The sequence below is a fragment of the Mycobacterium sp. genome, assembly GCF_029961025.1.
GTDB lineage: Bacteria > Actinomycetota > Actinomycetes > Mycobacteriales > Mycobacteriaceae > Mycobacterium.
This window is the reverse complement of record NZ_JASBVP010000003.1, coordinates 103,089-127,857: the sequence shown is the minus strand read 5'-3', so window position 1 is coordinate 127,857 and position 24,769 is coordinate 103,089. Positions and strand designations below refer to the sequence as shown.

At 68.7% G+C, this 24,769-nt stretch carries 18 protein-coding genes, 1 tRNA gene and 1 pseudogene; 4 read left to right on the top strand and 16 right to left on the bottom strand.

Features of this window, described 5'->3' with window-relative positions; translation table 11 throughout:
• Positions 1–57 precede the first annotated feature (57 nt).
• Positions 58–1,725 carry a nitrite/sulfite reductase gene (locus QJR12_RS04385; protein ID WP_300579484.1) on the bottom strand — a complete coding sequence of 556 codons (1,668 nt, stop codon included), beginning with the start codon at positions 1,723–1,725 and terminating at the stop codon, positions 58–60.
• A 413-nt stretch (positions 1,726–2,138) separates the two neighbouring features.
• Positions 2,139–3,116 (bottom strand): NAD-dependent epimerase/dehydratase family protein, encoded by a 978-nt coding sequence (locus QJR12_RS04380; protein WP_300579483.1) that lies wholly within the window; start codon positions 3,114–3,116, stop codon positions 2,139–2,141.
• A gap of 124 nt (positions 3,117–3,240) precedes the next feature.
• Between QJR12_RS04380 and QJR12_RS04375 the strand changes: the two genes are divergently transcribed.
• A complete protein-coding gene (locus QJR12_RS04375; protein WP_300579482.1) occupies positions 3,241–5,097 on the top strand; it encodes a hypothetical protein in 1,857 nt (618 codons plus the stop codon).
• Here QJR12_RS04375 and QJR12_RS04370 read toward each other — a convergent pair.
• A tRNA-Thr gene (locus tag QJR12_RS04370) sits at positions 5,071–5,143 on the bottom strand. The two genes, QJR12_RS04375 and QJR12_RS04370, sit on opposite strands and share 27 nt — an antisense overlap.
• The gene (locus QJR12_RS04365) at positions 5,134–6,405 is read right to left on the bottom strand and encodes a DNA polymerase III subunit delta' (protein WP_300579481.1); all 1,272 of its coding nucleotides are present in this window, start codon (positions 6,403–6,405) and stop codon (positions 5,134–5,136) included. Before QJR12_RS04365 ends, QJR12_RS04370 begins: the two co-directional genes overlap by 10 nt.
• Positions 6,406–6,426: 21 nt before the next feature.
• On the opposite strand from QJR12_RS04365, the gene QJR12_RS04360 reads away from it, so the two are divergent.
• Entirely contained in the window at positions 6,427–8,100 is a 1,674-nt protein-coding gene (locus tag QJR12_RS04360) for an adenylate/guanylate cyclase domain-containing protein (protein ID WP_300579480.1), read from the top strand.
• A 5-nt stretch (positions 8,101–8,105) separates the two neighbouring features.
• On the opposite strand, the gene topA is transcribed toward QJR12_RS04360, so the two are convergent.
• The 3 genes from topA to cspA all read right to left on the bottom strand — a co-directional run bounded on the left by topA (position 8,106) and on the right by cspA (position 12,034).
• A complete protein-coding gene (topA, locus tag QJR12_RS04355; protein WP_300579479.1) occupies positions 8,106–10,868 on the bottom strand; it encodes a type I DNA topoisomerase in 2,763 nt (920 codons plus the stop codon).
• A 156-nt stretch (positions 10,869–11,024) separates the two neighbouring features.
• Positions 11,025–11,603 (bottom strand): hypothetical protein, encoded by a 579-nt coding sequence (locus tag QJR12_RS04350; protein WP_300579478.1) that lies wholly within the window; start codon positions 11,601–11,603, stop codon positions 11,025–11,027.
• 227 nt (positions 11,604–11,830) lie between these two features.
• The gene (cspA, locus tag QJR12_RS04345; RefSeq protein ID WP_213441437.1) at positions 11,831–12,034 is read right to left on the bottom strand and encodes a cold shock protein CspA; all 204 of its coding nucleotides are present in this window, start codon (positions 12,032–12,034) and stop codon (positions 11,831–11,833) included.
• Between the two features lie 339 nt (positions 12,035–12,373).
• On the opposite strand from cspA, the gene QJR12_RS04340 reads away from it, so the two are divergent.
• Positions 12,374–14,698 carry a DEAD/DEAH box helicase gene (locus QJR12_RS04340; RefSeq protein ID WP_300579477.1) on the top strand — a complete coding sequence of 775 codons (2,325 nt, stop codon included), beginning with the start codon at positions 12,374–12,376 and terminating at the stop codon, positions 14,696–14,698.
• 350 nt (positions 14,699–15,048) lie between these two features.
• Here the strand turns inward: QJR12_RS04340 and QJR12_RS04335 are convergent, their stop codons facing one another.
• The 8 genes from QJR12_RS04335 to ssd form a co-directional block, all read right to left on the bottom strand.
• A complete protein-coding gene (locus tag QJR12_RS04335; RefSeq protein ID WP_300579625.1) occupies positions 15,049–17,145 on the bottom strand; it encodes an FUSC family protein in 2,097 nt (698 codons plus the stop codon).
• A gap of 89 nt (positions 17,146–17,234) precedes the next feature.
• A complete protein-coding gene (locus tag QJR12_RS04330; protein WP_366526287.1) occupies positions 17,235–17,741 on the bottom strand; it encodes an Rv3654c family TadE-like protein in 507 nt (168 codons plus the stop codon).
• Entirely contained in the window at positions 17,701–17,991 is a 291-nt protein-coding gene (locus QJR12_RS04325; RefSeq protein WP_300579624.1) for a TadE family type IV pilus minor pilin, read from the bottom strand. Before QJR12_RS04325 ends, QJR12_RS04330 begins: the two co-directional genes overlap by 41 nt.
• A gap of 35 nt (positions 17,992–18,026) precedes the next feature.
• Positions 18,027–18,230 carry a DUF4244 domain-containing protein gene (locus QJR12_RS04320; protein ID WP_300579476.1) on the bottom strand — a complete coding sequence of 68 codons (204 nt, stop codon included), beginning with the start codon at positions 18,228–18,230 and terminating at the stop codon, positions 18,027–18,029.
• Between the two features lie 87 nt (positions 18,231–18,317).
• Positions 18,318–18,905 (bottom strand): type II secretion system F family protein, encoded by a 588-nt coding sequence (locus QJR12_RS04315; protein WP_300579475.1) that lies wholly within the window; start codon positions 18,903–18,905, stop codon positions 18,318–18,320.
• Between the two features lie 139 nt (positions 18,906–19,044).
• Positions 19,045–19,839: a type II secretion system F family protein gene (locus QJR12_RS04310; RefSeq protein ID WP_300579474.1), complete on the bottom strand. Its 795-nt coding sequence runs from the start codon at positions 19,837–19,839 to the stop codon at positions 19,045–19,047.
• Positions 19,836–21,002: a TadA family conjugal transfer-associated ATPase gene (locus QJR12_RS04305; protein WP_300579473.1), complete on the bottom strand. Its 1,167-nt coding sequence runs from the start codon at positions 21,000–21,002 to the stop codon at positions 19,836–19,838. The genes QJR12_RS04310 and QJR12_RS04305 overlap by 4 nt, the downstream gene beginning before the upstream one ends.
• A complete protein-coding gene (gene ssd / locus QJR12_RS04300) occupies positions 20,999–22,072 on the bottom strand; it encodes a septum site-determining protein Ssd (protein ID WP_300579623.1) in 1,074 nt (357 codons plus the stop codon). Before ssd ends, QJR12_RS04305 begins: the two co-directional genes overlap by 4 nt.
• Before the next feature lie 637 nt (positions 22,073–22,709).
• Here ssd and QJR12_RS04295 point away from each other — a divergent pair.
• A pseudogene (locus tag QJR12_RS04295) lies at positions 22,710–23,483 on the top strand (HAD-IB family hydrolase); the annotation flags it as partial.
• Between the two features lie 506 nt (positions 23,484–23,989).
• Here the strand turns inward: QJR12_RS04295 and QJR12_RS04290 are convergent.
• Complete coding sequence (locus tag QJR12_RS04290) at positions 23,990–24,748, bottom strand: oxidoreductase (protein WP_300579472.1); 759 nt, start codon at positions 24,746–24,748, stop codon at positions 23,990–23,992.
• Positions 24,749–24,769 lie beyond the last annotated feature (21 nt).

Here is a 24,769-nt window from a genome sequence, read left to right as displayed (position 1 = left end):
GCCCGGATGCGGTTGTCGAGCGCCCCCGACCGCACAGCGCTGCGGCCAGCGGATCGCTCATCGCAGTAACGCTTCCTCGGCGCGCATCGCCCACTGGGCGAAGCGTTCCCCGGGTTGGCGGTCGTTGAGGAAGTTGCGCACCACCCGCTCGACGTAGTCACCGAGCTCGTGGCTGAACACCTTGTGCTGGCGCAGCTTACGGCCGAAGCCGCTGTCCTGCCCGAGACCGCCGCCCAGGTGCACCTGAAAGCCTTCCACCGGGTTCCCCTGCCCGTCATCGACCATTTGGCCCTTAAAGCCGATGTCGGCGACCTGAATGCGGGCGCAGGAGTTCGGGCAACCGTTGATGTGCACCGAGATCGGCACGTCAAGCCGGCCGTTGATGTCCGCCAGGCGCTGCTCGAGCTCGGGAACCAGCCCCTGGGCGCGGCCCCGGGTTTCCGCGAACGACAGCTTGCAGTACTCGATACCGGTGCAGGCCATCAGGTTTTTCCGCCAGGGCGAAGGTCGTGACGGCAAACCCAGCGCGTCCAGTCCGGCCACCAGCTCCTCTAGCGCGTCGTCGGGCACGTCCAAAATCACCAGTTTCTGGTACGGGGTAAACCGCGCCCGGTCCGAGCCGGCGCGCTGCATCAGCTCGGCCACCTGGGTCAAAATGGTGCCCGACACCCGCCCGGCGATGGGCGCGACACCGACGGCGTTGCGCCCGTTTTTCAGCCGCTGCACCCCCACGTGATCGATCGGGTGGGTGATCGGCTCCGGGGCGGGACCGTCGATGAGCTTGCGGCCGAGGTATTCGGTTTCCAGCACGTCCCGGAACTTTGCCACGCCCCAGTCTTTGATCAGGAATTTCATCCGCGCCTTGGAACGCAGCCGGCGGTACCCGTAGTCACGGAAGATCTTCGTCACCGCCTCCCAGACGTCGGGCACCTCCTCCAGCGGCACCCACACGCCGACCCGCTGGGCCAGCATCGGGTTGGTGGACAAGCCTCCCCCCACCCACAGATCCATTCCGGGGCCGTGCTCGGGATGGTTGACGCCGATGAACGCGACGTCGTGGGTCTCGTGGGAAACATCCTGCAGACCCGATATCGCGGTCTTGTACTTGCGCGGCAGATTGGCGTAGTCGGGATTGCCGATAAAGCGCCGCACGATTTCCTCGATCGCCGGTGTGGGGTCAAGCACCTCGTCAAGCGATTCCCCGGCCAGCGGTGAGCCGTGGATCCCGCGGGGGCAGTCACCGCAAGCCATCGTGGTCTGCAAACCCACCGCCTCCAGCCGCCGCCAGATCTCGGGAACGTTCTCGATCTCGATCCAGTGGAATTGCACATTCTCCCGATCACCGATATCGGCGGTGTCGCGGGCGAACTCTTTCGAGATCTCACCCAGAGTGCGCAGCGCGTTGGCGGACAACGGCTTGCCATCGGAGCGCACCCGCATCATGAAGTACTTGGCTTCGATGGTGTCGATGTGCTCGTCGCCGGTCCAGGTACCGTCATAGCCTTGCTCACGCTGGGTGTAAAGCCCCGCCCAGCGGAAGCGGCCACGCAGGTCCGTCTTGTCGATGCTGTCAAAACCCTGCTTCGCATAAATGTTGAGGATGCGTTCCCGCACGTTAAGCGGCGCGTCATCCCTCTTGAATTGCTCGGTTTCATTGAGCGGCTCACGCTCACCGAGTGCCCACTGGCCTTCACTGCGCGTCTTGACGGGACGCGGTGCGCTCATCTTTTAGGGCCTCCTTAACATAGCGTGCTGACCTGTGGTGACACCGAGTCGGGAGCGTCCCACACCACCCGCAGGCACGCACCCGACATCGACATCACCATCGGTCAAACGGTGATGCACCGCACGCACCGGCGCATCATTTGACTAATTGGCTGACTTTCGGGGAGCATTCTGCTTATCGGCTTTTGGCTTATTTGGCTCGACGACGGGTCACGTCTTTCATAGTCTACGTCCCCCCGAAGCCGGCGGTAGCGGGCCGGATGTTGTGGGGTCACAACGCGCCCTTGGGTGCGAACGATCACCGAACGGAAATCTGCCCGGCCTTTGCCGGCACCATCCGGAGGTCGCCGAGCGGTTGCCCTGCATCCGAAAAGGATCACCCTAAACCGGCGAGACACCGCCGAGACGGGACCTTACCAGTGCCGCGCCGAACCCGCGCGGCCGCTGCCGGGATCGAGTTGGCCCCGAAAATACTCCACCGTCCGCCGTATACCCTCCCCGAGTTGAACCTGCGGGCGCCAGCCCAAAACCCGTTCTGCCAGCGCGATATCCAGACAGGAGCGCCTCAGGTCGCCCAGCCGCGGCGGGTGGAACTCCGGTTCATCGGACGCCCCCACCGCGGCAGCTACCGCTGAATGCAGTTGGCGGTCAGAGGTTTCCACGCCAGTGCCGATGTTGAAACGCTGCCCGTCGCCCTCGGTGCCGGAAGCCCGGATGAACGCCTCCACCACGTCATCGACGTAGACATAGTCACGGGTGTTGGAACCGTCACCGAATATCTTGGTGGGCCTTCCGGATAGCAGCGCCTGGGCGAAAATCGCCACCACCCCGGCTTCCCCGTGCGGATCTTGGCGCGGGCCGTAAACGTTGGCCGGTGCGATATGCGAGCATTGCAGACCATAGAGATGACGAAACGTGTTGAGGTAGATTTCGCCCGCGATTTTGCCCGCGGCATACGGCGACACCGGGTCGACGGGTGCGGTCTCGCTGGTCGGGTACGTCGGCGGGCGACCGTAGATCGATCCCCCCGACGAGGTGTGCACGATCTTGCGGACGTGCGTTTGCCGCGTGGCTTCGGCGAGCCGAATGGTCCCGACGACATTGACCGAGGCGTCGAATTGCGGGTCGGCAACCGAGCGGCGCACGTCGATCTGGGCGGCCAGATGAAACACCACTTCGGGCCGGTACTGGTCGAGGATCGCCCGCAGATCGGCGGTGACGATATCCGCCTCGACGAAGACGAACCGCGGGGTGCCGGCCAGATGTTCCAGGTTGCTGGCGCGACCGGTCGCGAAGTTGTCCAGGCCCGCCACCCAGTGACCGTCGGCCAGCAGGCGATCGACCAGCGTCGACCCGATAAATCCGGCTGCCCCGGTGACCAGTGCGCGCACCGGCCCACCATACCGGCGTTTCCCGCCGGCTCCTGCGCTGCGGCGGTGCCGGTCAGAAGGGTCCCGGCAAGAAGGGTCCCGGTAAGAAGGGTCCCGGTAAGAAGGGTCCCGGTAAGAAGGGTCTATGACCGCCGCGACGCACCGGCGTGACGTCACCGCCCGCCCCACCCCCGCGGCGCGCGCGCCGGGGGTCGCCGTGGCCGCGGTTGCGCTGATCGCGGTGCAACTGGTGATCCGCGCGGTGCTGGCCTTCGGTGGTTACTTTTACTGGGACGACCTGATCCTCGTCGGCCGGGCGGGCACCCACGGGCTGCTGTCGCCGTCGTACCTGTTCGATGACCACGACGGCCACCTGATGCCGGGGGCGTACCTGCTGGCGGGGGTGATCACCCGACTGGCCCCCCTGGACTGGACCGCACCGGCGATCACCCTGCTGGCCCTGGCGCTGCTGGCCTCGCTCGCGCTGCTGCGGGCGCTGCAGGTGATCCTGGGCTGGCGCCCGGTGCTGCTGGTGCCGTTGACCTTCGCGTTGTTTACCCCGCTGGCGATACCGGGATTCGCATGGTGGGCGGCGGCCCTGAACTCGCTGCCCATGCTGGCGGCGCTGGCCTGGGTGTGCGCCGACGCCATCCTGCTGGTGCGCACCGGCGACCAGCGCTACGCGATGACCGGCGCGCTGGTCTACTGCGGCGGGCTGCTCTTTTTCGAGAAGGCCGCGGTGATCCCGTTCGTCGCCTTCACGGTGACCGTGCTGCTGCACCACGTGCACGGGGACCGGCGTGCGCTGCGAACCGTGTGGCGATCCGGCGCGCGGTTGTGGACGGCGTCGCTGGCGCTGACCGCCGGGTGGGTCGTGGTGTACCTCATTGCCGTGGACCAGCAGCGGTGGAGCTCGGATCTGTCGATGACGTGGAACCTGCTGCGCCGCTCGGTCACCCACGGGATCGTGCCGGGGCTGGCCGGCGGGCCGTGGGCCTGGGACCGCTGGGCGCCGGCCTCACCGTGGGCCACGCCACCGCCGCTGGTGCGAGCGCTCGGCTGGCTGGTGCTGGGCGCTGCGGTGGCGCTCTCGCTGGTGCGCAAACAGCGCATCGGTCTGGTGTGGCTGACGGCCGCGGGCTACGCGGTCGCCTGCCAGGTGCCGATTTATCTGATGCGGTCTTCCAAATTCACCGCGCTCGAGCTGGCCCAGACCTTGCGCTATTTCCCCGACCTGGTGGTGGTGCTGGCGCTGCTGGCGGCCGTGGGGTGCTGCGCGCCAAGTCGCCCGTCCAACGGACGACTGAAGCGGTGGCTGGACCCGCTCGCGTCACACACCGTGGTGGCAACGGGTTTGGCGGTGGCGTTCGTGGCCAGCAGCCTGTATTCGACGGCGACGTTTCTGGCCTCCTGGCGCGATAACCCCGCGCAGCCCTATCTGCAGCACGCGCGGCGTAGTTTAGCCGCCGCATACGCGGCTTCGACCGCTCCGCTGCTGGACCAGGAGGTCGATCCGCTGGTGCTGGGGCGGGTCGCCCGACCGGAAAACCTCGCCAGCCACATGTTCGCGCTACTCCGCAGCCGACCGGAATTCGCCTCCGCAACAACGCAATTGCGAATGCTTGACAGTGCGGGCCGGCTGGTCGACGCGAGGGTGGCCTGGGTACGAACGATCGTGCCGGGACCCACGCCGCGGTGCGGATATTTTGTCCAACCCGATATCGCGGTGCGTTTGGCTCTCGACGGACCGCTGCTGCCCGCGGAGTGGACCGCCGAGTTCAACTACCTGGCCAACAGCGACGGTTCGATGACGGTGTCGCTGGCCGAGGGGCCCCGGGTGAAAGTTCCGGTACACCCCGGACTCAACCGGGTCTACGTCCGGCTGCCGGGTGCGGGCAACGCGATCGACGTCCGCGCCAACACCGCCGCGCTGACGCTCTGCCTCGCGTCCGGACCGGTGGGATTCGTCACGCCGAGCCACCTAACGGAATCGAACCGTTGACCTGCTCATTACGAGTGAGCCGCTCTGCCGACTGAGCTAAGGTGGCGCGCCCCGGGCGGCACCCGAGTCTACGGCAGAACGGGACGCTTCCCCAACCCGGCTAGCCGCCAGCGCCTGGCCGAGCGTGGCGACCAGGGCGTCGACCGCGAACTTGGGTTTGACGTTGGCGGCCAACGCCTCGCGGCACTGAAGCACCGCCTCGATGCAGCACAGCAGCCGCTCGGGGGAGGCGTGCGCGGCCAACGCAGCCACCCGCTCGGTCATGTCCGGGTGGTTGGGCCGCACCGGGCCGGCGTTCGCCGCCACCAGCAGGGCATCCCGGAAATAGGTCGCCAAGTCGATCAGCGCGCGGTCCAGCGCATCACGCGAGGCCCGGGTCAGACGAGATTTTTGGCGCCGCTCCAGGTCCCGGATCGCTCCGGTGGCGCCGCGCACCACCCCGGCGGTGCCCCGACCGCTGCCCCCGGCTCCCAGCGCCGTGCGCAATTCCGCGGTTTCGGACTCGGCCCGCTCCGCGGTCAGCGCCTGCGCTTCGGCCTCGGCGGCGGCCACCAGCCCTTCGGCGGCCGCGTAGGCCCGCGCCGGTATCGTGGCGTCACCGACCAGGTCCAGGGCGCGCTCCCGCCGGGCCCGGGCTTGCGGGTCGGTGGCCAGCCGTCGGGCGCGCCCCACATGGCCCCCGCTGACCGACGCCGCCCAGTTCGCCGTGTCGGCGTCCATGCCGTCGTCCTCGACCAGCACCCGCGCGATCGCCGCCGGGGATGGGGTCACCAGCGCCACATGCCGGCACCGGGACCGCAGCGTGATCGCGATGTCGTCGGGATCCACCGACGGGGCGCACAGCAGGAACACCGTCGACGGGGGCGGTTCCTCGACGATCTTGAGCAGGGTGTTCGCCGCGCCTTCGGTCAGCCGGTCGGCGTCCTCGATCAGCACGATCTGCCAGCGTCCGGTAGTCGGCCTCCGGGACGCGCTCTGCACGATGGCGCGCATCTCGTCCACGCCGATGGATAGGCCCTCCGGGATCACCCGGCGCACATCGGCGTGCGTGCCCGCCATCGTCGTCGCACAGGCCCGACACCGGCCGCACCCCACCACGTCGGGTGACGTGCATTGCAGCGCGGCGGCGAAACACAACGCCGCGACCGATCGCCCCGACCCGGGCGGGCCGGTGATCAGCCAGGCATGCGTCATGGCGCCGGTAACCGCCGCGCTGTGAGCTGAATCACCCCGCGCTAACTGCGCCGCGGCGACCAGGTCGGCTACAACTGGTTCCTGGCCGACCAACCGCGAAAAGACGCCGGACATCACCGCCAACGGTAGCCTGTCATGCCGATACACCCCGATGATGAGCAATCCCCGATTTGGGGCACCGGTTCGTCCCGCTACCTCCCCGCCGACCGATACGGTGGGCTGGTGAGCACCGTAACGGCACTTCCCCGGCGGATCGGTGGATTCCTCCGGTGGCTGGTGCGTACCCCGTGGCCGGTGTTCTCGCTGAGCATGATGCAGGCCGACATCATCGGCGCTTTGCTGGTGCTCGGGTTCTTGCGCTACGGCCTGCCGCCGGAGGATCGGGTCGAGCTGCAGGATCTGCCCCGCACCAACCTGGCGATCTTCGCCCTGGTGGTGATTGCGCTGTGGGCCACCGGGTTTTCGATCAGCGTACGGCTGCTGGTGCCGGTCTTCCGCTGGCAGCGGCGCGACGGGCTGCTCGATGACGCCGACCCCGCGACGACCGAGCTGGCCCGGATCCGGGCGCTGCGGATGCCCTTCTACCGCACACTGATCAGCCTGGGGTACTGGTTTGTCGGCGGGGTGGCGTTCATCATCGCCAGCTGGCCGGTGGCCAAGCACGCGGCGCCGGTGGTGGCGGTCGCGACCGCCCTGGCCGCCACCGCCACCGCGATCATCGGCTACTTGCAGTCCGAGCGGGTGCTGCGCCCGGTGGCCGTCGCCGCCCTGCGTGGCGGTGTGCCGGAGAACGTCCGGGCTCCCGGTGTCATTCTGCGCCAGATGCTGACCTGGGCGTTATCCACCGGTGTGCCGCTGCTGGGGATCGTCCTCGCGGTGGTGGCCGACAAAGCTTCGCTGCTGCGTGCGGCACCCGAGAAGCTGTTCACCCCGATCCTGCTGATGGCGCTGGCCGCGTTGGTCATCGGACTGATCAGCACCTTGCTGGCGGCCATGTCAATCGCCGACCCGCTGCGGCAGCTGCGCTGGGCCCTCGGCGAGGTGCAGCGCGGCAACTACAACGCACACATGCAGATCTATGACGCCAGCGAACTGGGTATGCTGCAGGCCGGCTTCAACGACATGGTGCGCGACCTGGCCGAACGCCAGCGGTTGCGCGACCTGTTCGGCCGCTACGTCGGTGAAGACGTCGCGCGCCGGGCATTAGAGCGCGGCACCGAATTGGGCGGGCGGGAGCGCGACGTCGCGGTGCTATTCGTCGACCTGGTGGGCTCTACCCAGCTGGCCGCCACACGACCTCCCGCCGAGGTCGTCAACCTGCTCAACGAGTTCTTCCGGGTGGTGGTGGACACCGTCGGGCGACACGGCGGTTTCGTCAACAAATTCCAGGGCGATGCCGCGCTGGCGATTTTCGGCGCGCCCATCGAACACCCGGACGCCTCCGGCGCGGCACTGGCAGCCGCCCGTGAGCTGCACGACGCCCTGCTCCCGGTGATCGGATCGGCGGACTTCGGCATCGGGGTGTCGGCCGGTCGCGCTATCGCCGGCCACATCGGCGCGCAAGCCCGTTTCGAATACACCGTCATCGGTGACCCGGTCAACGAGGCCGCTCGGCTCACCGAGCTGGCCAAGCTCGAGGAGGGCCACGTACTGGCCTCGGCCATCGCCGTCAGTCGCGCACTGGACTCCGAGGCGCTGTGCTGGAATGTCGGGGAAGTCGTCGAATTACGCGGACGAACGGTGCCCACCCAGTTGGCCCGACCGGTGCGCCTCGCCGCCCCCGAAGAGCTCTCCAGCCAGGTCACCTAGCTAAGCTAGCGGCCGCCGGTTTTTTTCGCCGGCGCTTTGCGGCCTGCCTTCTTGGCGGGTGCCTTGGCCGGACCCCGGGCCCGCCGGTCGGCCAGCAGTTCCGCGGCACGCTCGACGGTGAGAGCCGACACGTCGTCACCCGCGCGCAAACTCGCGTTGGTCTCACCATCGGTGACATACGGACCGAACCGGCCTTCTTTGATCACAATCGGTTTGCCGGACTCCGGGTCAGCCCCCAGCTCACGCAGCGGAGCCGCCGACACGCTTTGCCGGCCCCGGCGTTTCGGCTCGGCGTAGAGCTTCAGCGCTTCCTCGAGCGTGATAGTAAATATCTGATCCTCGGTTGCCAGCGAGCGAGAGTCATTGCCGCGCTTGAGATACGGACCGTAACGGCCGTTTTGCGCGGTTATCTCCTCACCGGTGCCCGGATCGACACCGACCACCCTGGGCAGCGACAGCAGTTTCAGCGCGTCGTCGAGCGTGATGGTCTTGACGTCCATGCTCCGCAGCAGTGAAGCGGTACGCGGTTTGGGCTTCTTGCGCTGCCCGACCGCGGACCCCTGCTCCGGTTCCTCCGGCAGGATCTCGGTGACATACGGGCCGTAGCGGCCGTCTTTGGCGACGATCTGGTGGCCGGTCGTCGGATCCACACCCAGGACTCGTCCCTCTTGAGGCGTGGCGAAAAGCTTTTCGGCCACCTCGAGGGTCAACTCGTCGGGGGTGAGCGTGCCGTTGAGGTTGGCCCGCTGCGGGGTGGGCTGCCCGTCGTCTCCGGCCACCATGCGCTCCAGGTAGGCCCCGTTCTTGCCCACCCGGACATAGATTGGGCGGCCCTGTGCGTCATCGAACAGCTTGATGGAGTTGACTTCTCGGGCATCGATCCCTTCGAGGTTGACGCCGACGAGCTTTTTCAGACCACCGGAGCGGGCCACCGAGTTCGGCGCACCGTATTCACCGCCGAAATAGAAGTGGTTGAGAAAGCTGGTGCGCCGCTCATGCCCGGCAGCGATCTCATCGAGCTCGTCTTCCATCGCAGCGGTGAAACCGTAGTCCACGAGCCTGCCGAAATGCCGCTCGAGCAAACCGGTGACCGCGAACGCCACCCACGACGGCACCAGGGCGCTGCCCTTCTTGTGCACATAGCCGCGGTCCTGAATGGTCTTGATGATCGAGGAGTAGGTCGACGGGCGACCGATGCCCAGCTCCTCGAGCGCCTTAACCAGCGACGCCTCGGTGTATCGGGGCGGCGGGCTGGTGGCATGCCCGTCGGGGGTCGCCCTGATGACCCCGAGCCGCTGCCCCGCCGTCAAGTGCGGCAGCCGTCGCTCGGCGTCGTCGGCCTCGCCGCCGGCCAGCTCGTCCACGGTTTCCACGTAGGCCTTGAGGAACCCGGGGAACGTGATGGTGCGCCCGCTCGCGGCGAACACCACCGGGTGCTCTCCGGATTGACCGGCGATCCGCAGGCTCAGCGTAGTGCCGCGGGCATCAGCCATCTGGGAGGCCACCGTGCGCTGCCAGATCAGCTCGTAGAGCCGAAACTCGTCATCGGTGAGCTCGCGGCGCACCGCGTCCGGTGTGGCGAACGTCTCCCCGGCGGGGCGGATGGCCTCGTGGGCTTCCTGAGCGTTCTTCACTTTGCGGGTGTACTGACGCGGCGATGGGGAGACGTACTCATCGCCGTAGAGTTGACGCGCTTGGGTGCGCGCGGCGCTGATCGCCGCCTCCGACAGGGTGGTCGAGTCGGTGCGCATGTAGGTGATGTAGCCGTTCTCGTAGAGCCGCTGGGCGACGCTCATCGTGCGTTCCGCGGAGAACCGCAGCTTGCGGCCGGCTTCCTGCTGCAATGTCGACGTCATGAACGGCGCATACGGCTTGCGGGTGTAGGGCTTTTCCTCCGCCGAGGCCACGGTCAGCTGCGCGCCGCGCAGGCCCGCCGCCAACGCGCCGGCGCCGGCCTCGTCGAGCACCAGCACCTCGTCGGGCTTGCGTACGGCTCCTTGCGGGTCGAAATCACGGCCGGTGGCGACCCGCAGGCCGTCAACCGTGGCCAGCCGGGCCATGAAGGAGGGCGGCTGCGCGGCCGGGTCGGACACGCTGGCGTCGAGTTCGACCGCCACGTCCCAGTAGCTCGCGCTGCGGAAGGCCATGCGCTCGCGCTCACGCTGCACGATAATGCGGGTGGCCACCGACTGAACCCGTCCGGCTGAGAGCTTGGGCGCGACCTTCTTCCACAGCACCGGGCTGACCTCGTAACCGTACAGCCGGTCCAGGATGCGGCGGGTCTCCTGCGCGTCGACCAGGTCGTTGTCCAGATCCCGCGGGTGTTCGGCGGCGGCCCGGATCGCCGGCTCGGTGATCTCGTGAAAGACCATCCGTTTGACCGGGACGCGCGGCTTGAGGGTCTCCAGCAGATGCCAGGCGATGGCTTCACCTTCCCGGTCACCGTCGGTGGCCAGATAGAGCTCATCGGCGTCTTTGAGCAAGTTCTTCAGCTCGCTGACCGTGCGCTTCTTGTCGGGGCTGATGATGTAGAGCGGTTCGAAGCCGGCATCGACGTTGACCCCGAGGCGCGCCCACGGTTCCGATTTGTACCGCGCGGGGATATCGGCGGCGGCGCGCGGCAGATCGCGAATATGCCCCCGCGAGGATTCGACGACATACCCGGACCCCAGATAACTGGCCAATTTGCGCGCCTTGGTCGGCGACTCGACGATGACGAGTCGCCGCGCGCGCCTGCTCTTACCGCCGGCGCGGCCGGTGTCAGCCACTGCGTTTACGCTCCACTTCTCTTGCGTCCGTACCGGCGGGATGACCTCCGGCGTCCGGCGCGGTGGTCCCCTCGGCCCTGTGGACAACTGACAATGTGACACCCGGGACGGGCTAACGCAAACCGACCCCCGGGAGCACGGGCACTGCCCGAGCCGCTACAGGTGCGGCCACTGCGACAACGCCTCGGAGTCGTCGGGGCATTCCCCCACGTGTTCTACCAGGAGCGATAACCGGCGCCGGCCGCTGATCCGCAGCGCCGGGCGGGCGCCTCGGGTACCGAGGAGCGTCGGCGCCATCCCGATCCGCATCAACGCCGAGGCCAGCGGCGAATAGGTCTGCGGAGCGCGCGGATCCAGACCCAGCAGATAACGGCCGGCATCCGCGGTCCCGGCCGCCAGGGCCCACGCCCGCAGTGCCCGCGGCCCGGGCAGCCACAGCGGGGGCACGGTCTTAACCGCTCCCCGGGTCCACTGCGCGAGGACATCGCGCAAGCGGGGGTCAACACCGGTGCGGACCAGGGGATGGTCCTCGTCGGTCCGGGTGATCTCGGCCACCAAGCCGGCCTCGTCGACCATCTCGGCCAGCGCGGAGGCCCGCCACAGCTGCCCAACCACGACGGACAGCCGCGCACCGTCGCCGATCTGCACGATCTGGCCCGACGCGGCCAGCACCCCGGTGAGGTCGGCGACGCTGGGCGGCGTCGACTCGGCCGCGAAGAAAGACAGCTGACCCACGTCACCGACGGTAGGCCCGCCCGGCGACGACGCCCGCCGGGCCCGGATACGGCCCGGGAAGCCGACGAACCGGCCGGACCCCACGGGTGAACCCGCTGCGGGCGGAGCGCTGCGGCAGCGGGGGCGGTGTACGTCGATACCGGCCGTAACCAAAACCCCCGGCCAGCCCCTCAATCGCGACCGTGCCGGGGGTTTCAGAATCAGCCGGTTGAGTTCGCGCCCGCTGGTTAGATGGAGCGCACGCTCGTGGCCTGCGGCCCCTTGGGGCTGTGGCCGATCTCGAACTCGACCCTCTGGTTTTCTTCAAGGGTGCGGAAGCCCGTTCCCTGGATCTCCGTGTAGTGGACGAACACGTCGGCCGAACCGTCCTCCGGGGCAATAAAGCCGAACCCCTTCTCCGCGTTGAACCACTTCACAGTTCCCTGTGGCATTTCTCGATCTTTCCTTACTCTTTCTGGTGCGGTGCACCGCCCTCCGGTGCACCGGGCCCGCTGTGACCGCCATACCGCGCGGAGTCGCCGGAACTTCACCCGGCGTAACCCTCGCCAGAACCACGGCCGCAACGTCGATCCTGCGAAAGTTTGACACGAACACAGAAGCTGTTGCCGTCATTAGTCAACCATGTCCGTGGTGTCGGCAACAGCCCCCAGGTGATCGATTCAGCAACCGGCCGGTGAACAATTCTGGTGCGGGCCGGCGATGACGCGGGGCGGCGCTCGATGAAACGCTTCCGCCGGCACCGACAGCCACCAGTGCGGGGAGGGCGAACAATGGCGAGTTTCGGCGACAAACTGCTCGCCGCCGTGATCGCCGGGACCGAGCCGAACGAGCATCCGCTGCGCCATGTCGCCCGACTGCCGCCACGAACCGGCCGGACACGAGGTTGGCCGGGCTGGGCCGAGCCCGACGTGGTTCGGGCGTTCACCGATCGGGGAATCCCCGCGCCATGGTCGCACCAGTGTGAGGCCGCCGAGCTGGCCCACGCGGGCCGTCATGTGGTGGTGAGCACCGGCACCGCTTCGGGAAAATCCCTGGCCTATCAACTCCCGATTCTCAACGCGCTGGCCACGGATCCGAGAGCCCGGGCGCTGTACCTGTCGCCGACCAAAGCACTCGGCCACGACCAGCTGCGCGCTGCGATGGCGCTGACCGCAGCGATCCCCCGACTGGCCGACGTGGCGCCCACGGCGTACGACGGGGACAGCCCCCAAGAGGTTCGCCGTTTCGCTCGCGAGCGCTCCCGGTGGCTTTTTTCCAACCCCGACATGGTGCACCTGTCGATGCTGCGTAACCACCCCCGCTGGGCCGCCTTTCTGCGCGGCCTTCGCTTTCTGGTCGTCGACGAATGTCATTACTACCGAGGTATTTTCGGCTCAAATGTGTCGATGGTGCTGCGCCGCCTGTTGCGGTTGTGCGCGCGTTATTCGGCGGCGCCGACGGTGATCTTCGCCAGCGCGACGACGGCCTCGCCGGGCGCGACGGCATCCGAGCTCATCGGCCGGCCGGTCGAGGAGGTCACCGAGGACGGCTCCCCCCAAGGGGCACGCACGGTGGCGCTGTGGGAGCCCGCGCTGCGCGCCGACCTGACCGGGGAGAACGGGGCGCCGCTGCGGCGCTCCGCCGGTGCCGAGGCGGCACGGGTGATGGCGGACCTGATCGCCGAGGGGGCGCGGACGCTGACGTTCGCCCGCTCGCGTCGGGGTGCGGAGCTGACCGCGCTGAGCGCCCGGGAACGACTGGCCGATATCGCTCCGCAGCTCGCCGAGAAGGTGGCGTCCTACCGAGCGGGTTATCTGGCCGAGGACCGCAGCGCGCTGGAGCATGCCCTGGCCGAGGGCCGGCTGTGCGGGCTGGCCACCACCAGCGCGCTGGAGTTGGGCGTGGATATCGCCGGACTGGACGCGGTGGTGCTGGCCGGTTTTCCCGGCACCGTCACCTCGTTCTGGCAGCAGGCCGGCCGGTCGGGACGGCGCGGCCAGGAGGCGCTGATCGTGCTGATCGCTCGCGATGACCCCCTGGACACGTATCTGGTCCATCACCCCGCCGCGCTCTTGGACAAGCCGATCGAGCGCGTGGTGATCGACCCGGGAAACCCGTACGTCCTCGGACCCCAGTTGTTGTGCGCGGCAACCGAACTGCCGCTCGAGGATGCCGAAGTCCGAGAACTCGGTGCCGAGGGGGTGGCGGCGGAGCTGGTCGGCGAGGGGTTGTTGCGGCGACGGTCCGGCAGGTATTTCCCCGCCCCCGGGGCAGAACCGCACACCGCGGTGGACATCCGCGGCCCCACCGGCGGCCAGATCGTCATCGTGGAGGCGGACACCGGGCGCCTGCTGGGCAGTGTCGGCGTCAACCAGGCGCCGGCCACGGTTCACCCCGGGGCGGTCTATCTGCATCAAGGCGACAGTTACGTCGTCGACTCGCTGAACACCCAAGACGGGATCGCCTTCGTGCACGCGGAGGACCCCGGCTATGCGACGTTCGCCCGGGAACTCACCGACATCGCCGTGACCGGTGCCGGCGAACGGCGGCGGTTCGGGCCGGTCACGCTGGGCCTGGTCCCGGTTGCGGTCACCAGCCGGGTCGTGGGTTACCTGCGCCGCCGGCTCACCGGGGAGGTGATCGACTTCATCGACCTCGACATGCCGGCGCACACACTGGCCACCACCGCGGTGATGTACACCATCACCCCCGAGGCGTTAGCACTCAGCGGTGTGGACGCTCCCCGGATTCCCGGATCGCTGCACGCCGCCGAGCATGCCGCGATCGGGCTGCTGCCCCTGGTGGCCAGCTGTGACCGCGGCGACATCGGTGGCCTGTCCACCGCGGCGGGTCCCGATCCCCTGGCCCGGCTGCCCACCGTCTTCGTCTACGACGGCTATCCCGGCGGGGCCGGTTTCGCGGAACGCGGCTTCCACCAGGCAAGCGTGTGGCTGGGTGCGACCGCGGCGGCGATCGAGGCGTGCGAATGCCCGAACGGATGCCCGTCGTGCGTGCAATCCCCAAAGTGCGGCAACGGCAACGAGCCGCTGGACAAGGCGGGTGCCGTCCGAGTGCTACGCCTGGTGCTCGCGTGGCTGGCTCGTGGCTCAGACTGAGCCTCGGCGCGAACGGCGACCACCGTCGGCGCCGAGTTCGCCCAGTTCGCCAATGCCGTTGTCTTCTGCCGGTGACGATACGGGCCGTGACACCGCCCGCTGCGACTAACGGGATTCATGCGGTATTCGGCGCACGACGCGGACGGTTCGCAGCCGGCATCGGCGGCCGCCGTATCGAGCGCAGTTGTCGCGGGCGACCACCAGAAACGCCACCACCCGATGGCCGCTGCTGAACACGCCGCGCTCGGCCCGACCCTAGAACAGATCAGACCCCGGTTTTCAGCCGGGGATGAGGTTGGTTGGGTAATGGCGCCCTCTAAAGATCACTTACTTGCAACGAGTTCGGTTGGTTAGCCCCACGAGTAGTCGGCGCCGAGGTCGATGGCGGCAGCGACGACCGCCCGGTCGATTTGGCGCAGGGCGTGTAACGCGGTGAGGAGCTGTCGGGTAGCCGGTCGCGGCTGGGGCTCGCCGTCCCGGCGCCCGGCGAGTGTCTCTGCCGTGTCGAGCAAGTCGGTCGCACGGATCACGGTCACGGTGTGGTCGCGGTTGCGGGTGGCCAGCACGTCGATGTTGCGACGAATCCGTGCGGCGGCCGCAGTGACGGCCTCCGTCAGCGTCGGGGAGGCATCGTCGTATCGTTCGCTATTGCGGGCCAGGGTTCGCCCGTAGTGGTCGCAGGCGCGGAGCACCCGCAGGCTGCGTCGGATGCTGCGCCGTCCGGCCATGCCGGCGACCCCGGCAAGCAGCGGCTTGGCAGTGACGCGGAACTGCTGCAGGTTTCGGTCGAGTTGACGCGCCGTCTCGGTCGGGCTCGTGGCCGTGTCGGCGCCGAACAGGGTCGCCACGGATGTCTCGATCAGCTCAGACAGCGTCGTTAAAAAGGCGCGGGCATTGTCGAGCAGGGCCGTGCGAATGTTGCTCGGCAGCACCAGGATCGCTACTGCGACGCCGATGACGGCGCCGATCGCGGTCTCCTCGACCCGCAGCAGCAGCAGGTCGACGGTGAACTCGCCGAGCAGACCGTACAACAGTGCCAGCATCGTGGTGATCCAGAAGATCATCAGGCTGTAGCCGGCCTGCATTAAATAGAAGGCGCAGAACAGGCACACGAAGATCAACACGATCGACACGGCGGTGTCACCGGAGACCAGTGTGGCGATCAGCATGCCGCAGGGCACACCGAGCGCGGTGCCGAGCAGCCGCTGCCAGCCCTTGGTCAGGGTTTCGGCCCAGGTGTTGGTGCCGACGAAGATCACGAACGCAGCGATCACCGCCCAATACCAGCGGGCCGGGGACACCAACTCGCCGGCGACGATCGCCAGCGACGCGGCCACGGCTACCTGGATGGCTTGCCGGGTCGTTGGCCGCAGACCCGGTTGCTCCCGCCCGCCCTGTTGGTCCGGTGCGCCGCCGGCGGCTGCCGACGGCGGCGCGCTCGTGCTGCCGGTGGTGGCGCGCTGGACCAGTGCGCGGACTTCGGAAGCCGCTGTCGCCGTGGCGATTATCGCCAGGGCGAGGCGGCGCACCGCGGCTCCGCCGGGGTCGCCGGTGGCGATGGACGGCTGATCGAGCAGCTGCTGAGCCCGGTTCGCGGCCCGTCGCAGCCCCTCGGGTTGCGGTGCGCGGATGGCCCGCGCGAGCTGGGTTAGTGCCGCAGCCAGTTCGGCGCGAGCGGCAGCGGGTATCTCTGGGGCGACGGCCGCGGCTCGTTCACCGGCGGTGGCGACCCGCTCGACGGTGAGTTCGGCGTCGAACAGCCACAGGGCCAGGTGCTCGCCGCTGACCCCGGGCCATAGTGCGGCCGGGTTGACTTTGTCTTCGATCTGGCTCTGCACCATCAACGCGGTCTCGTTGAGCCGGGCGGTTCGGATCCGCAGGTGATGGCGCCGCCGTTCATCGAACCGCCCGGCCCGCAGCGCCTCGGCGGTGCTGTCGACGACGATGGCCATTTGCGCACGCAGTGACCGCATGGTGGCTCGCAGCACGCGTTGGGGTCGATCCGGCAGAACGTAGCCGCTCATCACAAAACTGCACAGGGTGCCCACGATGACGGCCCCGATCAGCCACGGCAGTTCGGCGGTTTGGGCGCGCAGATACAAGGTGAAGAAGTACGCCATGAATGCGACCATCCCCAGCGCCCTTCCGCGCGCGCCGAAGCGGCGGATGTAGACAGCGGCGAACACGATCACCACGAACACAACCTCGCTGGCCACCCGGTGGGGCGCGAGCAGCGCACCGGCGGTGATGGCCAGTGCGGCGGGCAGCGGCAGCAGCGCCATCGTGATCTTCTGCCGACGCGGATCGGGCTCGTTGACCGATCTTGCCGCGATCATGGTGATGACGACGCCGAGCAGCGCGACGGTTAACGGCTGTCCCGTCGCTTTTGTCAGCAGGTAAAGGATCAATAGGGCGGACACCAATGCGGCCGTCGTCCGGGTGGCCATCCGCAGCCGCAGCAATCCGGGATCCGAGGCGATCGTCCAGTTCTGCGCGCGCTCGTAGGCCGCGGTTATCGACTGGCGCAGGCCGCCGGTCAAGATCGCACCTCTTCTGCCGACGCTTCATCACCTGGATACCCCACCGTGGCGCGCCACGCCGGGGCCCGCCGGTCGGTTGCTGTTCGACATCGTGACAGCGCCGACGCGGGCGAAACTGGCCGATGGCCGTGACCTCGCCGTTGGGATTCGGGTCCCGCTCGCGCCGCCGCCCGCGCTGCGCCGGCGAAGGCGACGGCTACCTCGACGGTGACGACGACGTCGAGACCTTGCACCGCGCACTGTGTGTCGTCGGCGCGCATCTGACGGGCCACCGCCGCCGCTCGGGAGCAGGCGGCCGCGGCTCCGGCTGGTAGCCGTGCCGCGCCGGCCAATGCGGCCAAATCGGCCGCCGCCTGCGCCCGATGACGGGCCACCACGACCGAACCAAGGTACGCGCCGGCACCGGTAACGCCCAGCAATACCCCGACCATCGCCACCGCCACGACGGTCGCCGACCCGCGATCACCGCGGTAGCTCAGATACTGAAATCCCCTGAGCAGCAATAACCAACTCCGGCAGCAGGCTGGAGCGCGCGGTGACCGTCGCGACGACGAACCCGCCGTTTCGGCGCACCTGCACCGACGCCCCTCCGGGCGCGATCCGGCGCGCCGCGGCAACCGCCGACCCGTCATCGCCCCGCGCTGCCAGCCGGGCGGCCTCTCGGGCCGCGTCGACGCAGCGCACCTGCATGGACACCGCGGTGAGACCCGCCAAGCACAACACCAGCACCACCACCAGCGTGGCGATCGCCAGTGCCGCCTCGACGGTGCTCGCGCCGGCATCGTCGGCTACACCTTGGTGTTCAGCGCGCGGCCGATGATCTTGGTCAACGCCGAGACAATGGAGTCTCCGGTGACGACCGTGTAAAGAATCGCGCCGAAGGCCGCGGCCGCGATCGTCCCAATGGCGTACTCGACCGTCGACATGCCCGACTCGTCGCCCGCCAGAAGTGTCAGTCGCGCGCTCATGACCCGAAACACGTTGACTATCATGGCTTGTCCCTTCTTCATCACCCCGACCCCGTCGAGGGTCGTTCGCGGTCGGTCCGCGAAGCGTTGCGCCCACCCCGGCATCCGTACTCACAGCACGCCCGATTGCAAAACGTCACCGGCCAACCCGGCCACCACCGGAACGATGCCCAAGCACACGAAGGCCGGGAGAAAACACAACCCGAGCGGCCCGGCAACCAGGACGGCGGAGCGCTCAGCGCAGGCGTTGGCCGCGTGGGTGGCATCCTGGCGAGCCTGCGCAGCGAGTCCGGCAATGCCTTCGGCGAGTGCTGCCCCCGATGCCGCCGAGCGCCGTGCCAGCCGCAGCAACGCATCGGTCTGGGTGTCGATCGAACCGGCCGGCTCCGGCGGCGCCGACCACGCCACGGCCGGGTCGGCGCCCAGCGCTAACAGTTCGGCGGCTCGGCGCAACACCCGGCCCAGCCGCGGTGGCGCGGATTGCGCCGTCGCGGCCGCTGCGGCCGACACCGCCATGCCCGCTGCCAGGCAAACCGCCAGCACGTCCAGGCTTGATGCCATCGCCATCGGGTCCAAAACGTGCGCAGCCCGCCGTGGCGTCCGATTGCGACGTGCCGGCATCCCGGCGCGCGCCCTCGTCATCGAGCTGCGGGAATTACTCAACACCGCAATGGCCAGCAACAGCGCTGCGGTGCTCACCGGTGCACCGTCCCTTCCTGTATCACCTTGAGCTGCAACGTTTTCACAACCACACCCGCAAACCCGTCAGTCGGCGAGAAGCTACCCGCCGGCGCTCGCTCGTTACCCGTTGCGCCCCTCCGGGGCGGCGTACCGCGGCTCACGACACCACCCGGTCGGTGATCCGGTCCGACCAAAGCAAGCCGCCGCATGCCAGCGTGAGTCCCGCTATCAGCAACCACCCTCCGGCACCCCCGCCGAACAGGAAACGCAGCGGCTGCGCACCGATCAGCTGACCCAGCAGCACCCCCGCCACCGGAAGCCCCGCCAGTATGGCCGCAGTGGCGCGGGCGCCCGCCATTCTTGCCATCACGTGCATCGTAAATCGTTGCCGCTCAGTGATATCCCGTTGTGCGGCACGCATCAGGGTAGATATCGCCAGACCGTGATCGCAGGCCAGCTGCCAGTAGACGGCGATCCGATCCCAGTGGGCAGGCAGGGCTGATGTTGCGGCGACACCACGCAGCCCGACGCTGACGTCGGCACCGAGCCTGGCGCGCGCCGCGACCGTGCGAAAGCACATCCCGACCGTTCCGCCGGCTTCGTCGGCGGCCACCGCGAACGCGTGCGCCGGATGCGCACCGGCCCGCAGTTCGCCGACCAGAACATCGAGTGCGGTTTCCAGCGCCCGGCTCTCGCGCGCTGCGTGTCGTCGGTGCCGACGGCGGCGGCAGCGCAGCGTCGCGGTTACCGCCACAACCCCGACAGCGAGAACCGTTGGCAGCGACAGCAAAGCTATCGCGGCCACCGTGGCACATCCGGCTGTGCACCAGGCGACAACCGGCGGCACTCGCGGGCGGGCTGGTCGCGGCGGGATGAGCCGATGGCGTGATGATCCCGGCCAGACCACGAGCGCCAGAGATAGCATCAACGCGGCCGCCACGAAGTTACTCATGTGGGCGGCCGCGTCCGCAGTAGTTGGTCCAGATCTATTGCGTTGCTGGTAATTCCGTGATCCACATGCCAGGCTGTGACCGCCTGGACCAGCCCGCTGCCGGATCGACGCAGCACGGCGATTTCGCAAAGCCTGCGGCGCCCGGTTCGATCCCGCGCCACATGCAGCACCACTTGGACCGCAGCGGCGAGTTGGCTATGCAGCGCGGGGCGATCGAGACCTCCGAGGGCTCCCAGCGCCTCCAGCCGGGCGGGAACCTCGCCGGGGTTGTTGGCGTGGACGGTGCCCGCACCGCCTTCGTGACCGGTGTTTAGCGCCGCCAGCAGATCGACCACTTCAGCGCCCCTGACTTCCCCCACCACGATGCGGTCCGGCCGCATGCGCAGCGCCTGGCGCACCAGTTGACGCACGGTCACCTCACCCACGCCTTCGACGTTGGCGCGCCGGGCAACCAGCTTGACCAGATGGGGATGCCGCGGCGCCAACTCGGCGGCATCCTCGATGCACACAATCCGCTCACCGGGTGCAACCGCACCGAGCATGGCCGCCAGCAGCGTGGTTTTGCCCGCACCGGTGCCGCCGCAAACCAAAAATGCCAGCCGCGCGGCGATCAACTTGGTGAGCAGCGAGGCCGCCTGTGGCGCAATCGCTCCGGTGGCGATCAACGCCGCCAGATCCTGAGTGGCGGGCCGCAGCACCCGCAGCGACAGGCAGGTGCCCCCGGCCGCAACCGGCGGCAGCACCGCATGCAGCCGCACCACAAACTCTCCGCTGCCCATGCCGGTCAGCTGGCCGTCCACCCACGGTTGCGCATCGTCGAGACGACGGCCGGCGGCCAGCGCCAGGCGCTGCGCCAAACGCCGCACAGCCGCTTCATTGGGAAACCGAATCGTGCTGCGCCGCAGTCCGTTTCCATCATCGACCCAGACCGAGTCCGGCGCGGTGACCAGGACGTCGGTGGTGCCGTCGGCGCACAGCAGCGGGTCAAGGATGCCGGCACCGGTCAGCTCGGTCTGCAACACCCGAAGATGGCTCAGCACCTCGGTGTCGCCGAGCACCCCACCGGACTCGGCCCGGATCGCGGCGGCGACCACGTTCGCGCGTAGCGGCACGGATTCGGCCGCCAGCCGCTCACGCACCCGTTCGATCAGTGAATCACTCATGCCACCCGACCGCTCTGTTTCGGTGACGGTCGTGGCGGCAGCATGCCGAGCACCCGGCGAGCGGCGATCGCCAGCGCGGAACGCCGGCCTAACCGGAGGCCACCGTGTTCTAGTTGCTCAGCCAGGCGCGGTTGGGCCCTCATCGACGCCAGTAACGGCACGCCGGCGATGTCGGCGATTTCGGCAGCCCGCAGGCCACCCGGTGACGGTCCCCGCACCACCAGACCGATGTTCGGATTGATCGCTGATAACACCGGGGCGATGGTTGACGTGGCGGCACATGCCCGCACATCACAGGGGCTGACCAAAACGACCAAATCCGCGGTGTACAGCGCCGCTTGGGCGGCCTCGGTCAGGCGGCGGGGAAGATCGCAGATCACGGTCACTCCGCCGCGCCGCCCGGCATCGACGACGGCTTCCACCGGCCCGCTTTCCATCTCATATCCGCTCCGGGTGCCGGAGAGTACGCTGATGCCGTGGTGCCGCGGGAGCGCCTGACGCACCGCCGACCAGTTCAGCCGGCCACCCTGCACGGCCAGATCCGGCCAGCGCAGGCCGGGCGCGGTGTCACCGCCCACCACCAGCTCGATACCGCCGCCCCAGGGATCGACGTCGATCAGCAATGCGTCCGTGGCGAACTGGGCCAACGCCACCGCGAACAACGACGCACCGGCGCCGCCGCGTCCGCCGATGACGGCGATGACCGCGCCGCGAGGGGTGCTGCCGCGCGCCGCCTCAGCGGCGTCGGCGAACTCGCCTACCAGTTGGTCTTCCTGGGCGGGCAGCTGCAGAACCCGTTGGGCTCCCACGGCGATTGCCGCCTCCCAGCTCGCCGGGGCCGGTTCGCCCCGGGTCAGCGCGATGACGTGAGCACGCCGTGGCAAGGCTCCGTGTCTGCAGCGCTCCATCGCCGTCTCGTCGAGCACCACGGCCGCCGCGGCCGACCAGGATCTCCGGCTCACCGCCGCCCTGCCCGGTGACCCGGCGCCGACATGCACCACCCGCACCCCGGCGGCCGCGGCGATCCGGTCCACTTCGTCCCGTAACGCCGGGTCGGCCAGGACGGCCAAGACACCCGACACGACACCCGAGGTGCCGGCCGCGTCGCCGGTGCCGGTGGAGCTCACCCACCCACGGTGCGGTGGCGCACCGGCCAACCGCCAGCCCGAACCCGGGATTTGGGGACGAAACGCGATCTGTGCACGAACCGGTCGACACCCCCGGCGGCCACCTGATTCCGCGGCGAGTGGCCGACGGGCGGACCCACAGCCCCGGCCACCGTCGACGGCACCGGGGACGTTATAGCCCAGATAAGCCGGATAAGCCGGATCAGCCCGGCAAACCCGATAAACCCACCAAAAAGGGACGACCCCCGCCAGGGGGGGAGGAGGCGAGGGTCGTCGTGTATCAGCCCCGGGGGGTCGGGCTGATACACCCTCGGCACAGGCCGAGTAATCTTTACTATACACACGACAGCGCCGGCCGACGCAAGTGCTACGTGCCGCGGGAGGCGCACCTCGGTCGCCCCGAGCGAAACCCCGAAAAGACCGCCCACCATGTCGGTCCCGCCGTGAGCCGCAGCTCCGCGCACCGCGCGCCCTGACGCCGGCTCCGCCCTATGCTGGGTCGGTGACCGCTTCGAACTCGGCCGCACAGCACCACCCCGCAGCACGCCCGCAGCCGTCCCGCGCTCGTGAGACCCGCGCCGCCGCCTTCTTCGATCTGGATAAGACGATCATCGCCAAGTCCAGCATGCTGGCGTTCAGCAAGCCATTCTTCGATCAAGGGCTGATCAACCGCCGCACCGTGCTCAAGTCCAGCTACGCCCAGTTCATCTACCTGCTCTCCGGCGCCGACCACGACCAGATGGACCGGATGCGCGTCCATCTGACCAACATGTGTGCCGGTTGGGAGGTAGCGCAGGTCCGGTCGATCGTCAACGAGACCCTGCACGACGTCGTCACACCGCTGGTCTTTGCCGAAGCAGCGGACCTGATTACCGGGCACCGGTTGTTCGGCCGTGATGTCGTCCTGGTGTCGGCCTCCGGCGAAGAGGTCGTCGCACCGATTGCGCGCACGCTCGGGGCCACCCACGCGCTGGCGACCCGCATGGTCGTCGAGGGCGGCAGGTACACCGGGGAGGTAGCGTTTTATTGCTACGGTGAGGGCAAGGTGCACGCGATCCGCGAGCTGGCCGTTCGTGAGGGTTATCGGCTGGAGCATTGCTACGCCTATTCGGATTCGATCACCGACCTGCCGATGCTCGAGGCCGTCGGGCACCCCACCGTGGTGAATCCCGATCGCGCCCTGCGGAAAGAGGCGACCACACGTGGCTGGCCGGTGCTGACGTTTACCCGGCCGGTGTCCCTGTCCGATCGCCTCACCGCCTCGGCGAGCGCGGCGGTTGCGGCCACCGCCGCGGTCAGCGCGCTTGCCGCCGGAGCGATCACCTATTCGTTGCTGCGCCGCTTCACGGTTTAACACCCGATGACGACGACCCGACGATCCGGGGTCCGGCGGCCTGGGACGCCCACCACCCGAATCAACCCGGCCGGTACCGGGGCTCCCCGGGGCGTTTACCAATGTCGCTGAACTCATTTGCGGGCGGATTGGGTCTTGATGTGATCGGGCCCACGTAGTACAAAGGAGTCACGGAAGCCCGGGGAGGCCAAGGTCGATCCGGAGGAGAAGGTTCGATCTCCCGATCCGGGCGGCCAGCACGGTTCCCGGCACCCACGCGGAGCTACAGCCGCGAAAATGGCAGAAGTGTTGCGGGCCTGCGTAATTGCGAAGAGTGAACGGCACTGACGGCCCTTTGGGTGGGGTTGCAGCGAGTCGCTTCGCAAGATCGCCGAGGCCAACCCACGCAGCCGGAGTTGCACGCATGGTAACCGAGTTCCGTGCTAGCGGGCGGCGGGCCGAAAGCTTCGGATCGTCGCCCGCTTCACATGTGTCAGGGGGTTGCGGGCACCGGTCGCCGGGGTGAGCTAGCGGTTCGGCAGGGATTCGGCGATCCGCAGAGCTTCCTGGGCCCCGGCCTGCATCGCGCGGCAACACAACAGCAGCCAGGTTGTCAGTCCCTCGGGCGAGCCGGTGGCAAAGTCGCGCGCCGCGGCGCGGTAGTCCGCCGCACGGTGCATCCAGCTCACCTCGGGTACACCCAACCCGTGCGGGTCGAGCCCGGAGGCGATCGACACCAGCCGCGACACCGCACGGGCCACCACCCCGTCCGCGCTGCCGAACGGTGCCAGCGTCAGCAGCTCCCCGTGGGCGACCGCCGCCAGCACCGGTGCCGGCACCCGGGTGGCCCCGGTCGCCAAATCCGCCAGCAGCTCGAGGCGCGGTCCGACGTGGGCGTCAGGCCGCGGCCGGCCCAGCCGGTCCTCATCGACCTGACCCGCGGCCGCCAGCATGTGCAGCCGGGCCAGCGCCTGCAGCGGCGCCCGCCGCCACACCCCGACCAGGCTGGTTTCGCCGCCCTCCAGAGCCTGGGCCACCCGCAGCGCGCCGGCCAACACCGTGGTGCCGGTCCCGGGACCCTCCGGTGGATCCTCCGGTTTGGAGGAGCCACCGTCCAGCACCGAGGACGCCTGCGCTGCCCGCATCGCCGCCTCCGCGGCACTGACCGGCCAGCCCCGCAGGTTGGCCCGATGCCGATGCGCCCGGCTCAGCGCTTCTCGAGCCCGATCGCTGGCGGCGGCCACGCCGGGCAGGTCCATCAGGGGAGCCAGCGGATCAGCGCTCACAAGACGCCAACTTAGCCCGGA

Excerpts from the sequence above, each read along its gene's own strand:
- QJR12_RS04385 (WP_300579484.1), bottom strand. The coding sequence starts at position 1,725 with ATGAGCGCACCGCGTCCCGTCAAGACGCGCAGTGAAGGCCAGTGGGCA.
- QJR12_RS04375 (WP_300579482.1), top strand. The coding sequence starts at position 3,241 with ATGACCGCCGCGACGCACCGGCGTGACGTCACCGCCCGCCCCACCCCC.
- QJR12_RS04365 (WP_300579481.1), bottom strand. The coding sequence starts at position 6,405 with ATGTCCGGCGTCTTTTCGCGGTTGGTCGGCCAGGAACCAGTTGTAGCC.
- QJR12_RS04360 (WP_300579480.1), top strand. The coding sequence starts at position 6,427 with ATGCCGATACACCCCGATGATGAGCAATCCCCGATTTGGGGCACCGGT.
- cspA (WP_213441437.1), bottom strand. The coding sequence starts at position 12,034 with ATGCCACAGGGAACTGTGAAGTGGTTCAACGCGGAGAAGGGGTTCGGC.
- QJR12_RS04340 (WP_300579477.1), top strand. The coding sequence starts at position 12,374 with ATGGCGAGTTTCGGCGACAAACTGCTCGCCGCCGTGATCGCCGGGACC.
- QJR12_RS04335 (WP_300579625.1), bottom strand. The coding sequence starts at position 17,145 with ATGGCCACCCGGACGACGGCCGCATTGGTGTCCGCCCTATTGATCCTT.
- QJR12_RS04320 (WP_300579476.1), bottom strand. The coding sequence starts at position 18,230 with ATGATAGTCAACGTGTTTCGGGTCATGAGCGCGCGACTGACACTTCTG.
- QJR12_RS04310 (WP_300579474.1), bottom strand. The coding sequence starts at position 19,839 with ATGAGTAACTTCGTGGCGGCCGCGTTGATGCTATCTCTGGCGCTCGTG.
- QJR12_RS04305 (WP_300579473.1), bottom strand. The coding sequence starts at position 21,002 with ATGAGTGATTCACTGATCGAACGGGTGCGTGAGCGGCTGGCGGCCGAA.